Here is a 16,683-nt window from a genome sequence, read left to right as displayed (position 1 = left end):
ATTAAATCTATACCAAGCCTTTCCTCTCCTTCAAAGAAAACAAAAAAACGCGCTGGCAAGAGCATAATTAGCTTCTCTCCAACACGTTTTATAGTCGTTAGTGAATATTTTTCTTTTTGAAACTGCCACCTTTAACCTCTGCAACATCGTAGACTACTACAAAAGCATTCGGGTCAATTTCACGAATAATATCTTTTATTTTACTTTCTTCCAGACGGTTAATGACACAAGTGATTTCTTTGAATTGTTCATTGGAGTAGCCGCCATAAGCATCTGTATAAGTTGCTCCACGACCCAATCGGTCACGAATAGTCTCGACCATGATTTCCGGTTGAATGGTGATGATTTTAAACGTTTTAGAGCCACTCAAACCTTCTTCAATAATATGAATGACCTTAGAAGCAATAAAATAAGCAAGCGCTGATAGAATAGCCCCTTGTAGGCCAAATACTGTTGAAACAACAATAAAGACAAACATGTTTAGAAATAAGATTAAATCACTGGTCCCAAAAGGTAATTTTCGTGAAAGTAAGACAGCTAACATATCTATCCCATCTAATGCTCCACCATTACGTAAGGCTAAACCCATACCAAAACCGATAATAATCCCGCCAACAACGGTAATTAATAAGGTATCACCTTCTATTATCGTCGGTACATGATGCATAAGACTAGTGCCAATAGCCAGTGAAGCAATACCGATAACGGAATAAAGAGCAAAGCTTTTACCAATTTGCTTATATCCTAGCCATACAAAAGGGATATTAATTATGCCAATTAGCAGCCCTAGCGGTAAGCCAAACAGTTCAGAGCCAACGATGCTTAGACCTGTGACACCTCCATCTGAGACGTTGTTGGGTATCAATACGGATTCTAGACCATAGGCAGCTATTAGCGCCCCAATAATAATCATGAATACTTTTGAGAATATCTTGAGTTTATTAGATTTCTGTTTTCGCGTTTCAATCATTGAATTTCTCCGTTTCACATTGCTTAATTTAGTCCATAAAAATTTCCTCTAAAGGTCTTCCGTCACCTGGATTAAAATCAATCCCTAAAATCTTTGCCATCGTGGGGGCTATATCTACCATTTCGATGTCCCCTATATGATGCCCATTTCTAATCTTTTCCCGGAGACAACCAAGTTGCATCTATAGCCGTCTTTATCAGGAGAATAGCCATGCGTGGCAAATTTAACGCCTTGTTTGTCCAAATCAACAATCGTTGGTTCATCCATACTTTCGTCGAAACAATAACCTCTCTTAGCCTCAAGCATATACTTTGTGGTTTGGCCCACATGAAAATAATCCAGTTCATCTCTAGCATACAATTTCTCTATACCTGAGGATTCATCTCTCATATTATCTCCAATAACAGCTAATGCTATTTGCTCAGCTTCTTCATCGCCCTGCCGGATATGCAAGTAAGCCGCTCCACCCCCACACTGAAAGTAAGCTCTCCACTTCATTTCGCCGTTCTCTTCATAGATCAGGCCCTTTTCCTGCAAAAGGTTGTTTAAATGCACCTTGTACCTAACATTAAACTGGCCATGGTCCCCCAAAATTAAAAAAATCGTATCATCCTTTATCCCCGCTTCATCCACTGCCTGCATAATATCGCCTACCCTTTTATCCATACGTGTGATTACCTGCTTCACTTCGTCACTGTCAGTTCCATAAGCATGTTTGGCATCATCCAGATCGATCAGATGCATCATTAGAAGATTAGGTTTTTTGCGCTTAATCGTGTCTATAGCACATTTGGTCGTGAAGTCATCCAGATAGGGCTGCTCAATCCCTTTGCGGATCCGGCCATATTTCAGCTCCATATCCACGCAGTATAAGGGGCTTCCGCTTTTTAATATCTTCAGTGCCTGATTTTCGTTTTTGATGGCTCTGATTTCAGGTATATTGTATTGGATGGAGGATTTACCCGATACTGGCCATAGGATTCCGGCGGTGCTCATCTTATGCTCGCGCGCAACATCGTAAATCGTTGGCACCTTGATCGCATTTCTAAACCAGAACCAATTCTGCTCCTCTTCCTTAATAAAGGGCTGAAACGGATTGTTGTGATGGATGCCATGCTTATCCGGATATACACCGGTTGCTATGGTGGTGTGCACTACATATGTGAGCGTGGGATACACACTTTTCAATTTATGGCTATGGGCTCCGTTTTTAATTAATTCCGCTAAGTTTGGAAGCCGGCTGGCCAATGCCCAGTGGTCTTCTGAAAAGGCATCGTAAGAGATGACGATCAAATGCTTGGCCATAGCCGTTTGTGCTTTAATTGACTTCATAGAATAAGCCCCTTAGGTTCGTCATGTTCAGGCTGCTCTTTAGGTAAAGTTATAAATACGAATAATCCAATAATAAAAAGGGGGATAATCGCTAAAATACTAAATTTAGCATTACCTGTTAAGGTTGTTGTTAAAGACATTACAGCAGGACCAACAATGGCCGCGAACTTGCCAAAAATATTGTAAAAACCAAAGAATTCATTGGAATTCTCCTTTGGAATGATCTTCGCATAATAAGACCTGCTGAGCGCCTGAATGCCTCCCTGAGCGGAACCAATTAGCGCACCTAGAATAAATATATGCCACACTGAAGTGATAAAAAAAGCTGCGATGCAGGAAATGATATATGTAACAATCCCCACGATGATCAAAGTCCTGGCGGAGTATTTTTTGGCGAGATTACCATACAGGATTGCACAAGGAAAAGCGATGATCTGGATAACTAATAATATCCCCAGTAAGGTAAAGGTGTCAAAAGCATCCGCACCCAGAACCGATGTGGCATAGGGCACCACCATTTTAATAATCGTATCTACCCCATCAATATAAAGAAAGTACGCAATTAAGAAAACAAATACAACTTTATGCTGTCTAACATTCCTAAAGGTGTCTCCCAGTCTTTTAAAACTGTTGATTACAGGTCTTGGTTCAGGCTCAATATAATATCTCTGCTTCACATCTCTGATCATGGGTATGGTCAACAGCCCCCACCAAAGAGCAGTAATGATAAACCCAATCTGATAACCGATCGACTTATCCATCCCCATAAACAGAATCAATAGCAGGCTGATGCCAAATGGAATGACGCTGGCGATATATCCATAAGCAAAACCTTTTGTGGATACCTTATCCATCCTTTCATCAGTGGTTATATCCACAAGAAAAGAGTCATAAAAAATATTGGCTCCGGCAAAACCTATGACAGACAGGATGTAAAACACAAACAATAACTGCCACTGCCCGCTCGCAGGTGCAACGAATGCCAACGAAGCCGTAGCCAGCACACCGATCAAAGAGAAAAATAAGAAAAAGCGCTTTTTCTTATCCTTGTAATCTGCGATCGTGCCTAAAATCGGACTAAGGATAGCCACAAGAATACTAGCAATGGAGTTAAAGTACCCTAAATCCATGCTGCTGTTAACATTTGAAAACATGCCAAATACAATAGGCAATAATGCAGTTGTAACCGCCATCGAATAGGCTGAATTCCCGCAGTCATATAAAATCCATGATTTTTCCTCTTTGCTAAGTTTCATCTAACAGCCACCTTTTCACCTATTTGTAACTGTTATATCATTTCAGCATAAGAGCCATGTTAAATGAATGTTAATTCCATCACAACTTCTTCATAAAAAAACGACCTTTTAAAATCGAAAGGTCGCTTACTCGCTTTTATATATGAATTTAATATTTGACGATATATTCGCAATATTCATCCCCATTAACATTACATTTTATTTCCCGGACGGAAACCCGCTTTCCACGAATTTTAGTAAGTGCTCCTTCGATAATGGCTCCCTCCAGGTCACAAACCATTTTCCCTTCCATAATAGGTAACCCTTCGCAGAAACAATCGTGTACTGCAATCGTCATCCCCTTGTCATCTTCATGGGTTATTATAGGAATCCCTATCTTCAATTGTTCGAATAACTCGAATAGTTCATTAACCGAGGTAACACCAAATTCTTCCCCAATTTTTCTTCCTATAGTCAACGTTGTACCCTTACCATTCATGGGTAACGCTTGATATAAACCAATAAGTCTAATCGTTCTGAAAAGCTCTAAAGGTACGACATTACCTAAATTTTTTCTCTTTATTTTTTTCATATCTGTAAAAGTAAATTGATCCATGCCAGTAGCCTCCAATTGCTTATGTAATATATATTTCAAATTTAATTGATATATTGAGTATAAACGTATCCAATAATTGCTTTGTGATCTTACGCACATCCTGATTTTTTGTAGAACCATAACAAAAAAAGCAACTTCCCTGTTGGCAAGTCGCTCCTTCATTCATTAGCTGCAGCTGCATCTCAAATATGATAATCATAAACCCAAGGCAAAATAACCCTCACGCTAGTTCCAACCTGAACCTCTGAATCTACCTTAATATGCCCCCCATACATTTCAATTAATTGTTTACAAATCGATAATCCAATCCCTGTCCCTTTTTGCTTGGTAGTAAAGAAAGGGTCAAATATCCGTTTTAATTTATCCTGTGGAATTCCTTCTCCGTTGTCTTTAAAGAGTAGAATAATTTCGTTTGTCTCAGCAGCTATGGTAACAGAAATATCTATTCTGCCTCTAAAAGCTGTGAAGGAATCGATACTATTTTTCAAAATATTAAGAATTACCTGCTCTAGCTGAGAGGCGCTTCCAAACGTTAGTACTTTTTCTAAAGAGCACTCTACTGAAAGTATAATATCATCACTAAGTATGAGTTGATTCACAATGTTATTAACTCTATGTATAACCTCCATAACGTTAAATACTACGCCGTTATTTTTCGTACTGTCACCTTTTCGAGCCAGTATTAGAAAATCCGTTACTAATCCATTCAGAGCATCAATCTCTTTGATGGTGATATCCAGATATGCACGCAATTCATCCGCTTTGATCTCCGGCTCATTTAGCCTGATATTTACAAGCTGAGCAAAACCTTTAATCGAAGCTAGCGGATTTCTTATTTCATGCGCCATTCCTGCTGCCATTTGTCCCATAACAGCAATTTTTTGTTCATGTAAATTGTCAATCTGTTGATTTTTATTAGACAAATAACCTTGTGCAAAGCCAGTAAAACGGGTCCAGTTGCATTCCATTAAACGATTATAAAAAAACAATCGGATCGCGGAATCATCTACAAACTCTTCAATGATCTTAAACATAATATTCTGAGCGGTTAAATTTAAATCCTTGCTCATATCAAGTAAAATATCAAAATGATCACCGAATATTTCTGCAGTATAAACCCCTTGCTCAGCCCCCTCTTTTTCTAGCAGGTTTAAGTATTGATCGTAACCAAAAGAATCAAAAAACAAGGCTTCTACCATACTCATTAATATCGTACTGAATGATGAATCTAACAATTCCTTATGCGACTCTACAAACCAGGAGAATTCGATGTTTTTCATAGTCATGGAATGATAATGCCTGTTTAAAATGATTGGAACTGCTAAGATTAATGACGAACGCAATTCATTTTCTTTGTATGACATTGTCATCCTCCTTCTTTGTAGTTTGTATTCAAGATATGTGTATATTTTCCTGCTTTAAAAACACAGTAATTCACTTTGTTTTAATCATCATATTATATTCTGGACTTGACTGTTAGAGTGGCATCGAAGATAATTACAACCTCACCAAAAAACCAAAAAAACTATAATTAGGAAGATCATTGATTTTGAAAAGGGGCTGTCGTCATTAGCTGGTTAAGTGATCTCTACAAATTACAGAAGCAGGAGCTAAAGAAGGACATCGAGCCCTCTTTAGTCAATGCTATCTTTCGCATGTATGATAAATTTCCCAGGATTGGACTTAAAGAGCGGATCGGCCAGCAGGATATGTCTCTAGATATCGCTGATGCCTATATTAATGGTCGTAACGCGATGATTGAAGCTGGAGTCGGCATCGGCAAGTCCTTTGCCTACCTCATTCCCAGCCTGCTTATTAACCAAATCTCAAGGCAACCGGTTATTATTGCGACATCCTCCATACAACTTTCAGAACAAATACATAAAGATCTGAGATTCATCGGAAGTCGGCTCGGATTTACAAGGGTACGTTCGGTAGTTGGAAAAGGCATGGGGCAGTATGCTTGCCGGTATAGGGCAGCAGATCTGTTCCAAGCGGATGATTCAAACGCCCCTCTGTCTGCGCTTGCTCAACAGATTGTCAATTATGAAATTGATGAGCGGGCAGATATTAAGGGCGGGGTTAGTGATGCAGTATGGTCTAACGTTTGTGTGAATGATTGCAAATTTGAACGTTGCCATTATAAAAGTACATGTACGTTTTATGAGATGAGAGCTAAAATTAATGCCAACGCGAGCGATATGGATTTTATTATCGTAAACCAGGATCTGCTCATCCGTGATTTAATCAAGAAAAAGGAAGGAACGAAGGGGTTAATCACTGAACGGCCGGCTCTGATCGTAATTGATGAAGCTCATAATCTGGAAGCAAAGGTTAGAGATGCAAGAACGGTCGAATTTACATACCGGGGAACCTGCCGTATTCTGGATGACGCCTTACAGATTCTCTTCAAGCAATCTGCCGATACGGAGCTTATGCCGCAATTTAAATTTATAAAAAGATGCGTTGGCCATATTTTCAAACAAGTTGAGGCAGACTTACTGCAAACAGCCAAGCAGGACAATGACCGTATAAAAATATCGCAGATCACAGGAATCCCCTTAAGACGAGCAGCTCAGGTTTTAAAAGATTTTAATCTCAGCCTTTCCGTCTTAACTTCACGGCATGAGCGGGAGATTGACAATATTTTCGAAGCCATGAACGGACTTATCGACCTCTTTGATGTACTCGCCGGAGTAGAGGATAACTATCTGATCTGGGCAAGCAATACCCAGCGGGAGAGTACCCTTAGTATCTGCCCTAAAGGGATAAGCCAGTTTCTGAAATATACCTTATTTAACGGGAAAACCTCTGTTATTTTAACGTCAGCAACGATGTGTCAAAACGGAGAAACGCTGGAGGAACAATACGCTTATCTCACTGAGTCCCTCGGTTACAGGGGAGATTATATGGAGCGCCAAGCTTCACCGTTTGATTATGATAACCACACCATGCTGTATATTGCCAAGGACATCCCCTACTATAACCATCAGCGGCGGGAAGATTATCTTGAAGCGGCATACAAGGAAATGATGAGGCTCTGTAATTTAACAGACGGGCGGACATTGGTTCTTTTTTCAGCTAAAGAGGATATGAAGTATATTCATAAGAAATTAAACTCTGAGAAGCTTGCATGGGCATTGCATGTTCAAAGGGAAGGTTCGTCCCAGGACGGGGTGATCGCTGACTTTCGGGGCAGTAAAGGCGTTCTACTTAGTACCGGTGTATTCTGGGAAGGTGTGAATATCGAAGGTTCCGATTTGTCGCAGTTAATCATTTTCCGTCTGCCTTTCCCTGTTCCTGCCGATCCTGTCTATGAATATAAGACTTCGATGGCAAAGAATCCCTTGAAAGAGGTTTTTGTACCGGACATGCTGCTTCGGTTAAGACAAGGAACCGGGCGCCTGATCCGCAGTGAAACTGACCTTGGTGTGCTCAGCATACTTGATTCCCGCCTGTCCATTGCCGCCAAAAAGGATTACCGGGATCAGGTACTGGAAGCCTTACCTTTTAAAAAGGTTACTGAGGATTTCAAGGTTCTGGAGAAGTTTGTGAAAGAAAAAGGGATACAGCTTAGTGATACGTAGAGAGATGAAAAAAAGCAACCCATCCGCAGACAAGTCGCTTCTAAACCCTATAACGTTATCTGGCAATTAAACTACTTTATGTTTGTATACCCGCATCGCTATTAAATAAGCAACTACTAGAATGGCTATGCACCATATGATGGCTCCCCAAATATCATTGCCGACAGGCTGCCCCATCAGGAGGGAGCGAACCGCCTCTACTATAGATGTAACGGGTTGGTTTTCAGCAAAGGCGCGAACGACTCGCGGCATCGATTCGGTAGGCACAAAGGCCGAGCTGATGAAAGGAAGGAAAATAATCGGGTAGGAAAAAGCAGTCGCGCCGTCCACCGATTTTGCGGATAGTCCAGCAATTGCTGCGACCCAAGTTAGAGCCAGCGTAAACAATATCAGGATGCCGGCAACCGCCAGCCATGAGAGCACTCCTGCCGATGAACGAAACCCCATAATCAATGCAACAAGAATGATGACGCTAACTGAAATCGCATTGGATATCAGGGAGGTCAGCACATGTCCCCACAGCATGGTAGAACGTGCAATCGGCATAGAATGGAATCTCTGAAAAATCCCTTTTTGCACATCATTAAACAGGCGGTAAGCCGTATAAGTTACACCACTTGCAATAGCGATCAGTATGATCCCGGGCAATAAATAATTCACATAGTTATCCGTACCCGCCTGGATGGCCCCACCGAACACGTAAACAAACAACAGCATAAATGCAATTGGCATGATAGTTACCGTGATGATGGTATCCATACTGCGGAGAATATGGCGCATAGAGCGTCCGAGCATTACACTCATGTCACTGAAAAAGTGCTTCTTAATCATTTCCATTTACTTTCCCTCCTTTTTGCCGATGATTGCGAGGAATATTTCCTCCAGCGTCGGCTGCTTTTCAATGTACTCAACTTTTGCGGGCGGAAAACGCTTTTTTAGTTCTTCGAGTGTACCGCTCGCAATAATTTTACCTTCATGTAGAATGGCGATTTGATCAGCAAGCTGCTCTGCCTCTTCCAAATACTGCGTCGTCAAAAAGACAGTCGTACCGCCGTCGGCAAGCTCCTTAACCATCTTCCATACATCCATCCTTGCCTCAGGATCAAGTCCAGTGGTTGGTTCGTCGAGGAAAATAATCTGCGGTTTTCCAACAAGACTCATCGCGAGATCTAATCTCCGGCGCATCCCGCCTGAATAAGTGGATACCTTGCGATCCGCGGCAGCGGTCAAAGTGAAGCGTTCCAGCAGATCGTCCGCAACTTGACGCGGACGCTTCTCATGGCGGAGCCTCGCAATCATGATCAGATTTTCCCGGCCGCTCAGAATCTCATCCACGGCAGCAAATTGACCCGTCAGGCTGATGGACTGGCGTACATAATCAGGCTTTGTGGCGACATCAAATCCGTTCACTGCAGCAGTCCCGCCATCTTGATTCAGCAAAGTGGTGAGGATTTTGACAATGGTGGTCTTGCCTGCACCATTGGAGCCCAGCAGAGCAAAAACGCTGCCCTGCTCCACTTCAAAATCCACCCCCTTTAAAACTTGAAGCTGTCTGTAGGACTTTTCCAACCCAACCACTTTAATGGACTTGTTCATTGCATTCCCTCCTCAAGGTTTTGTTAGCATATCTTCATGGAATTCTCCCCGCAAAACTCACTTCGGAAGCTCAGGCTTATAGGACTGTAACCTTTGTCAAATCAGCTTCCATGCCTTTGAGCGCAGCGAAGGTCAACTTATCCATCATTGCACCGTCAAAGTTGATCGTTTTGATTGCACGATAAAACTTCTTGGATAACGAAAACCCGGAGAGGAATGACACATTTTTTAACGTCGCACCTCTAAACGAAATATCGTTCAGCGCCGACTTTTCAAACTTGACCCCGATAAAGGTCTGGCCGTCAAAACATAATCCCCGCAGATCAGAGGTTTTAAATTCCACACCGTCAAAGATACAGTTCTCAAAGATTGTTTTCGTGAGATCAGTCGTACACAGCTTGACGTCGGTCAGTCTTGCACTGATAAATTTCGCCCCTGTAAGTCCTGATGAGCTAAAGTTGGTGCGAACAAGAATAGATTTGTGAAAGCTCGCATTTGCCAGTTCAATGCCGGACAGATTGCAGTCGGTCAGATTAGCGCTGTCGAACTTGGCCTCGCCAACGTCACTGCCCGCGAAAGAACTGCCGGTCAAGTCTGCGCCTGTAAAATCGGAACCCCGCAACGCGCTCACTTTAAAATCCCCTTTATGGGCGGTAACGCCTGCAAAATCACTCTTCGATAAGTTGCTCGCCCTAAAGCTCGTCACCACCTGCCGCTCAAGTGAACGGGAGAGATTGGCAACCTCCTGCACCGTCTGTTCAATGTCGCCGATGCTGTCTATCGTCATCTTAAACGCCGTTTCATCATCCTTGCCTTCAGCCTTGAGTTCACTGAACCGCTCCTGCAAATCGGAAAGGAGGTCACTCTTTAATTCAGCAACGCTTTTTATCCCGTCATAGGGTGCGAATACGCCATTTAAATACATGTTTAATTTCTCATTCATATTATCAAGTCTCCTTATAATAAGTTTTCAAGCACACGCTTTGCGTACTCCCAATTAGTCTTGTTATTGGCGTAAACAGCTTTCCCCTTCTCGGTAATCCGAAAATACTTCCGTCGTCCCCCCTGAGACTCATCCCCCCAATACCATTCAATGTCACCGTCTGCCTCAAGCCGCCGGACGCTGGAGTACATCGTAGCTTCTTTTAATTCATACTCGCCTCCGGAACGCTCAGCAATCAATTTGACGATTTCATATCCATAACGATCGGCTTCGGACAAGAGCCGTAATACCATCGTATCGGTATGCCCTCGCAGCAGATCGGATGTGATTTTGTTCTCACTCATTTCATCACCTCATAATCGCATTGTATATCATACTACTGTGACAGTCAAGGTACTTTGATCATCATGTTTATACAAAATAAAAAAATGCCGTCCTTAGTTGTCTAAGGCAGCATTTTTCTCTTTTAAGTCTGAAGTTCCAATTTACGCTAACCAGAAATAAGTTGATTTATGTCTGCTGGTAATTCACAGCTACCTGCCGGCAACCCTCACACAAAAATGCATAATAAATCCCCTCGCTGTCCTCGGCCTGTTCCATGTCCATTTGGGCAATAAACTTCATCGTCGTCGAACAGCAAGGGCACACAGGATATTCCGCATCCTGAATCCAAGCCGGATGTCCTCCAATCTGCGACGCAGGCGCCTCAAGCATCCAATACGAATTTTCATAGGTTCCCATCTGCCGTTCCGATAGCTGCATGGCATGCCATGCTATTTCTTCCCTGTCTTCATTTGCAGGCAAAAAATCAGGAACGGTATTATATTCACTCCACGAATATTGGCCATCCAGCTCCGCTTTCATAAACACGGTGCCATAACAATTACAATGCATGCAAGCTGCAACCCTTAACCGCTGGCCGGAAAGCTTCATAAATTGAACCAGTGGATTCTGCAAATCGTAATCAAACAGCACTGTCAATTTACCGCCACACCAAGGGCAGGAATGCTCACCCTCCTGCAGCACCGCTACCGCCGTATGATCCCGATCCAGCCCATTTTTTCCATCCTTGTTTACTTCAAAATGATAACTCTCGGGGTAAAAGAGCAGCCTTTTCCCACCGTCGGGATCTAATTCCCATCCTGCTTCGTGAGCATAGGTTTCCGGAGCCACATTTAACTCCGATGTCCATCGAGGCGGATGCTGCCGCCATGTCGCAAACTGCCGAACAACCTCTTCATCGCCAATCCACGCCAATGCAAGCAGCAAATGATTACGGTTTTCCGAGTCATGCTCTAACTGATGAATGATCATATCGCGGATCTCCTGACCCGCTTCTTTATAGAGAATACCGGGATAATACTTCCCTTTGTGAAAAAAAACCTCCAGCCCCCGTTCAATGCACGCACTTGAAAAACATATAAGCGACAGTAAAATAGCCTCAGCCTGGTCAAAATCATCTTCTTCCATCAATTCAATGGCGTAGGATTCCAATCGCTCCCTTTCGCTTTCAGTCAGTTGACGATACAACTCTTGCGCGGTTTTGTGATAGGAGATTTCGTGTTCAAGCGGGCTCCATCTCCGCGGTTTGTGCATGATTTTAAGAATTTCAACCGGATCATTCACACCTGCGTACAAATCAATGTCTTTTCGATTTTGTTCAATATAAGCCTTTTGCTCCAGCGCAAGCTTCCTCTGATGACAGGGCATGCAGATTCCCCCCGTCTTTAAAGCAGTTACAGGAAGTATGCTTCCCTTGCAGCCTGAGGTTTGGCAGGGTATACGCTCGCTCATCGTATCTCTCCTATTCTGTATAAGTTATTCTCAAAGACTATTATTAATAAGCTAAACTGCATTATAGAATTAGCTGCATTAAATATACCACCGGATTTAGCAGCTTTAAATTCATTTCAGATTTCAATTGGATATATCCCCCACCATCACCTTAAACGGAAACAAAAAAAGGTCAACCAAATATTTCTGGTTAACCTGATAAACGAAAACTCCCCCGGATAAAGAAGAACCGGTGCCCTTGTATTAGGCTTAATCCGTAATCTTCACATTTCCAAACACAGCCTTATTCCTCGAGTCATCCCCGGGATTGCTAAGTGCTATGCCAATATACACCTTGCGGTTCATCGGAATCTGAACAGTTCCGACCGTTTGCCAGTTATTCCCGTTCGTCGAAATAGCCCCTTTGAAGGTATTTCCACTTCGGGTCAGCTTTAGCCATCTTGGAGCCGAGGCAGCCGCAGTCTGATCAACCATATTGCCCGCAGTCTCTGCACGATACTGGAAGGTGGCCCCATTTTCGGGGGTAAGCATCATATCTGCGTGCTTCGAATTATGACCCAGCGACTCCCGAATCATAATGCCGGCCTTGGCCCAGCCGTCCAATCGGCTAGTGGACTGCACTTTAACAATAATCTCCGCATCGCCCCGCACGGATTGGTATATATAATTCAGTTGATCTCCATTTCCCCAGATATCCGTAGAGCTGCTGTTGAGTGTAAATTGCTTATTGGAAGAATTGTAGGTAACGTTCCCCGGCATGGAACCAATATTTCGCGCCTTCCACCCTGCTGGTAATTGAGCAGGATAATCTTGTTCTACCGGAGGCGTCCAGCCTGGCGTAGGCCAGGTTTCACGTTCTTTGATATTGGCTAGCTCATCTTCTGGCCAGGCCCCGTAAGCAAAGAACGACAGACGCTTCACACCTGGATAATTCTCGCGGATTCCCTTGTAAATCTCCTGATATTGATCATCTGTCCAGTCATTATCCAGCGTCGCAACAATTTCCACGTCACTGCCGCTAATCCGGTCGCTCGTATCCTTCAGGATTCCGTAGGAAGTGCTGTATACCCAATCACTGTTGAACTCCCAGTCATCAAAGTACGCCATTGGTGCAACAAAATCGATATCATCCTTGAATTTGGCTACATTCTGCCCAACTTCAATGAATTCTGGCGGCAAAATATACACGCCGAGCTGCACATCCGGCTTCGAGGACTGGGTGATATCCTGACGGATATCGCCCACATACTGTCCGATTTGTTCGGTTCTCCATTCATTCCACTGCTCACGCTGAGGCGAATCTGTCTCGAAGTCAATGCTGAGCGGTGAATAGCCGAACTGCGCCTGATACTTCAGGGCCGTGTAATCACTGACGTCCATGTTGTAATTGTCGAAGCGGATCCAATCCAGCACAACGCCATCCACATCATAATTCTCGATTACTTCCTGAATAATGGAACGCTCATACTCCTGCACTTCATGGTGAATCGGATTGACGAAGTATTCGTTGCCGTTAGAACCTGTAAACGGTGTCTGAACCCCGTCAACCAGCGCCTGCATCTGCCATTCATCGTGCTCCAGGAAAGCCTGCTGATCATGGAACTGCGGAATCCAGGCATGAACCTTGATTCCTGCAGCATGGGCTGCCGTAATGACAGCCTGCAGGGCATCGAAATTCTGGTAGCCTTGGGCAATTGGTGCGATATCACTCTGATAAAATACACTTCCAGACGGAACCTCATCATCTTCATCCTGCTTCACGTTCATGCTAATAACATCGACGCCATAGCTTGTAGACAGCGCGATGAAATTCTGGACATCCGCCATGTTCTTAAACTGGTTTACGGTCCGTACAATAACTTCCGTTTCGAAAGGGGGGTTACTCTCCTCTTCGGCCATAACAGGAACGGAACCACCGGCTATCGAAGAAACCAACACGATGCTTAACAGTGCTATGAACCTCGATCTCAACGCAAATGCCATAATCTCGCCTCCACAATTATAAGATTTTATAAATAGTCTTATTTCGTCGCGTTGATTTTCTTAACATTTTCCTGCCATTTTTCGGTTCTGAATTCAAGCAGCTTAGCAAGCCCCGCTTTTTCGGTGTTCTTTTTAGCTGTCTTTAGCGCCGACAACACCGCTTCATCCGACTTCGCCTGAACCATCTGGGCGTAAGCAAGGGTATAAATATCCCCGATATTCTGTGCGATGATGCCGATCTCCGTATCCGGAATCGGATCAGTATTTACAAACTCTGTGATATCCAACGCGGTTTTCCAGGTCACCGTGGACTGCGCCACGGTCTCCCAGGATTTCTGGTTCGCGGAAAGCAACGCCTCGAGGCTCATTTTCGCCGTATCAATAAAGGTCGTATTTCCCGCCCAGTTAAAGTCCTCGAATTTCCGCATCGTTTCCGTACGCTCGTTAGCAGGAGTCGTCTTGTATTTCTCGTTCGGGATTGGAGCTCCGTCCGCATCCTCTTCATCCCAGTACAAGCCTTTAGGACCGAAGAAAAGCACCTTCTGCCCCTCCGGACCCGTAATCCAGTCAAAATAAGCGAAGATGGCCTCTGGATCCTTGGCCTTTTTCGTAATGACATTAACGTTCCAACCCAGCGTCTCAAAGCCGCTTACAAACACTCGTGTTTTGTCTAGTCCGGATTTATGAATCGGCCATATAATCTCATAACCGCTGTCCGGATTATTCGCTGTCAGTGCCCGGTGTCCCTCGGCTCCATACGTAGTGATATTGGATTCGACCATGACTGCTACCCGGTTGGTATTGACCTTTTCTTTGACCGCATCCTGGGTTTGCTGCAGTGCATCCTGCGTAATCAGCCGTTCACGATACAGCTTATTAATATACAGCACCATCTCTTCGTAAGCAGGATCATCCAAGATAGATGACAGCTTGTCGCCATCCGGATATCCCATGAGTGAAATAAACTTACTGGTGGAGTTCTCCTTAAAACCACCATACATAATTTCCAGACCTGCCCCCTTCTCCCCAACCTCCAGAGGTACTACATCCGGATACTTTTCTTGCACCTTAAGCAAATATTGATACAAATCATCAAAGGTCTCCAGCGCCGGTCTGCCGAGTTCGTTATAAATATCTTTATTCACCATCCATCCGCCGTTGCCGAATTGCCCGGATGTATACCAGTTCGGGATTTGATAGATTTTCCCGTCTTCTGAACGGAGCAAATTCAGGGTGGATTCCTTCACATATTTCTTGAAGTTCGGATACTTCTCATAGTAATCATCCAGCGCAACGAGTTGTCCTGCCTGCACCAGCCGCTCCACTGAGGATCCCCGGTCAGTAAAAATGACATCCGGTAAATCACCGCCGACGATCATCGTGTTGAGCTTTTCTCCGGCCGCTCCTCCGGATTGTATGGGTTCAACAGTAACCTTACGGTTCTCCTGAATCCATTTTGTCGCCTCATTATCCCCCCAGGGTGATGTCGTAAGCCAGTCATAGTTTCCATAGAAGCTGAAGGTGACGGGCTTGATCCCGCTGCCGTCATCTGTGGCGGCCTCAGTATTCAGATTTTTCTCGCTTGTGTTTGGTGAAGTGTTAGAATTTCCTCCTCCGCTACAGGCAGCGAGAAGAAGCACCAGTGAAGTCAGCAAAAGAGATACCCATTTCATACGATTGCGCATCTTTTCCCTTCTTTCTACATAATATGGAGACTGCTATTCTTTCATCGAACCAATCATTACGCCCTTAACAAAGTACTTTTGGAGAAAAGGATACGTCAGGATAATTGGAATGGTAGCGATCATCATCGTAGCCATAGTCAGTGACTTCGTGGTAATCGTCCGATTCCGGTTCATATGATCCAGCGCGATAGCATTCGATGAGCCAATTTGGGTCATGATGTTGGAGTTCATAATCTGGCGCAGCAGGGTCTGTATAGGGAGCAAGTGATCCTTTGTAATATAGATCGCTCCCGTAAACCAGTCATTCCAATAACCTACTGCGGTGAATAAGGCAATCGTGGCCAGCACCGGGCCGGAGACCGGAATGACGATTCGGAAAAAAATGCCGTAGTTGCTGCTGCCGTCGATTTTGGCAGATTCCTCCAAACCCTCCGGCAGAGCATGGAAGAAGGTGCGGATGACAATCATGTTCCAGACACTGATGATGCCGGGGATAATCAGCACCCAAAAGGTGTCCAGCATACCCAAAGAGCGAACTAGTAAATAACTAGGGATGAGCCCTCCACTGAAGAACATCGTAATCATGAAGAACACCATATATTGTTTTCGAAAAAGCAATGTCTTCTTGGACATTCCGTAGGCTAACAGTGCCGTGAAAAAGACAGACAATGCCGTGCCGCTTAACGTTCTAAGAATGGTGATCAGAAAAGAATTCAGCAGGCGTTGATCCTGAAACACAATATAATAATTTTCCAGGGTAAAAGCTCTCGGTAACAAGGTTACACCGCCGAGCGCCGTATCGCTCCCTAGATTAAAGGAAATGACCAACGCATTCCAAAACGGGTATAGCATGAGTAACGCCAGCAGCGTCAAAAGGGTATAAATACTCCGCTGCATGATTTTGTCGCCTAGGCTTAGTCTCATTGTTCACTCCTCCTAAAA

General features: G+C 43.9%; 14 protein-coding genes. 1 reads left to right on the top strand and 13 read right to left on the bottom strand.

The genetic code is table 11. From position 1 onward, the window contains the following. Positions 1 to 97: 97 nt before the first annotated feature. The 5 genes from MHI32_RS07475 to MHI32_RS07455 all read right to left on the bottom strand — a co-directional run bounded on the left by MHI32_RS07475 (position 98) and on the right by MHI32_RS07455 (position 5,517). Positions 98 to 970: a YitT family protein gene (locus MHI32_RS07475; protein ID WP_036675789.1), complete on the bottom strand. Its 873-nt coding sequence runs from the start codon at positions 968 to 970 to the stop codon at positions 98 to 100. 132 nt (positions 971 to 1,102) lie between these two features. Beyond that, positions 1,103 to 2,302, bottom strand: a complete 1,200-nt coding sequence (locus MHI32_RS07470) for an ectonucleotide pyrophosphatase/phosphodiesterase (RefSeq protein ID WP_340012102.1) — start codon at positions 2,300 to 2,302, stop codon at positions 1,103 to 1,105. Further along, a complete protein-coding gene (locus MHI32_RS07465) occupies positions 2,299 to 3,558 on the bottom strand; it encodes an MFS transporter (protein ID WP_340012101.1) in 1,260 nt (419 codons plus the stop codon). The genes MHI32_RS07470 and MHI32_RS07465 overlap by 4 nt, the downstream gene beginning before the upstream one ends. A 148-nt stretch (positions 3,559 to 3,706) precedes the next feature. Beyond that, entirely contained in the window at positions 3,707 to 4,153 is a 447-nt protein-coding gene (locus tag MHI32_RS07460; protein WP_076185335.1) for a V4R domain-containing protein, read from the bottom strand. Between the two features lie 182 nt (positions 4,154 to 4,335). Next, positions 4,336 to 5,517 (bottom strand): ATP-binding protein, encoded by a 1,182-nt coding sequence (locus MHI32_RS07455; RefSeq protein ID WP_076302139.1) that lies wholly within the window; start codon positions 5,515 to 5,517, stop codon positions 4,336 to 4,338. A 291-nt stretch (positions 5,518 to 5,808) separates the two neighbouring features. Between MHI32_RS07455 and MHI32_RS07450 the strand changes: the two genes are divergently transcribed. Beyond that, positions 5,809 to 7,740, top strand: a complete 1,932-nt coding sequence (locus MHI32_RS07450) for an ATP-dependent DNA helicase (protein ID WP_256716044.1) — start codon at positions 5,809 to 5,811, stop codon at positions 7,738 to 7,740. 66 nt (positions 7,741 to 7,806) lie between these two features. Here the strand turns inward: MHI32_RS07450 and MHI32_RS07445 are convergent, their stop codons facing one another. The 8 genes from MHI32_RS07445 to MHI32_RS07410 all read right to left on the bottom strand — a co-directional run bounded on the left by MHI32_RS07445 (position 7,807) and on the right by MHI32_RS07410 (position 16,665). Next, complete coding sequence (locus MHI32_RS07445) at positions 7,807 to 8,577, bottom strand: ABC transporter permease (protein WP_076308014.1); 771 nt, start codon at positions 8,575 to 8,577, stop codon at positions 7,807 to 7,809. Next, positions 8,578 to 9,336 carry an ATP-binding cassette domain-containing protein gene (locus MHI32_RS07440; protein WP_076308015.1) on the bottom strand — a complete coding sequence of 253 codons (759 nt, stop codon included), beginning with the start codon at positions 9,334 to 9,336 and terminating at the stop codon, positions 8,578 to 8,580. A gap of 76 nt (positions 9,337 to 9,412) precedes the next feature. Then, entirely contained in the window at positions 9,413 to 10,279 is an 867-nt protein-coding gene (locus tag MHI32_RS07435) for a pentapeptide repeat-containing protein (RefSeq protein WP_076125280.1), read from the bottom strand. Positions 10,280 to 10,293: 14 nt separating this feature from the next. Continuing rightward, entirely contained in the window at positions 10,294 to 10,623 is a 330-nt protein-coding gene (locus tag MHI32_RS07430; protein ID WP_036675798.1) for a PadR family transcriptional regulator, read from the bottom strand. Positions 10,624 to 10,789: 166 nt separating this feature from the next. Beyond that, entirely contained in the window at positions 10,790 to 12,073 is a 1,284-nt protein-coding gene (locus tag MHI32_RS07425) for a DUF1963 domain-containing protein (RefSeq protein WP_340012100.1), read from the bottom strand. A gap of 249 nt (positions 12,074 to 12,322) precedes the next feature. Continuing rightward, positions 12,323 to 14,056, bottom strand: coding sequence for a family 10 glycosylhydrolase (locus MHI32_RS07420; RefSeq protein ID WP_340012099.1), 1,734 nt, complete (start codon positions 14,054 to 14,056; stop codon positions 12,323 to 12,325). A 38-nt stretch (positions 14,057 to 14,094) separates the two neighbouring features. After that, positions 14,095 to 15,741 carry an extracellular solute-binding protein gene (locus MHI32_RS07415; RefSeq protein WP_076219658.1) on the bottom strand — a complete coding sequence of 549 codons (1,647 nt, stop codon included), beginning with the start codon at positions 15,739 to 15,741 and terminating at the stop codon, positions 14,095 to 14,097. A gap of 33 nt (positions 15,742 to 15,774) precedes the next feature. Then, positions 15,775 to 16,665 carry a carbohydrate ABC transporter permease gene (locus MHI32_RS07410; protein WP_076185342.1) on the bottom strand — a complete coding sequence of 297 codons (891 nt, stop codon included), beginning with the start codon at positions 16,663 to 16,665 and terminating at the stop codon, positions 15,775 to 15,777. Positions 16,666 to 16,683 lie beyond the last annotated feature (18 nt).

The sequence above is a fragment of the Paenibacillus sp. FSL H7-0690 genome (genome assembly GCF_037980415.1).
GTDB classification, from domain to species: Bacteria; Bacillota; Bacilli; order Paenibacillales; family Paenibacillaceae; genus Paenibacillus_AQ; species Paenibacillus_AQ odorifer.
The sequence above is the reverse complement of the archived record's forward strand: the minus strand, read 5'-3'. Positions and strand labels throughout refer to the sequence as shown.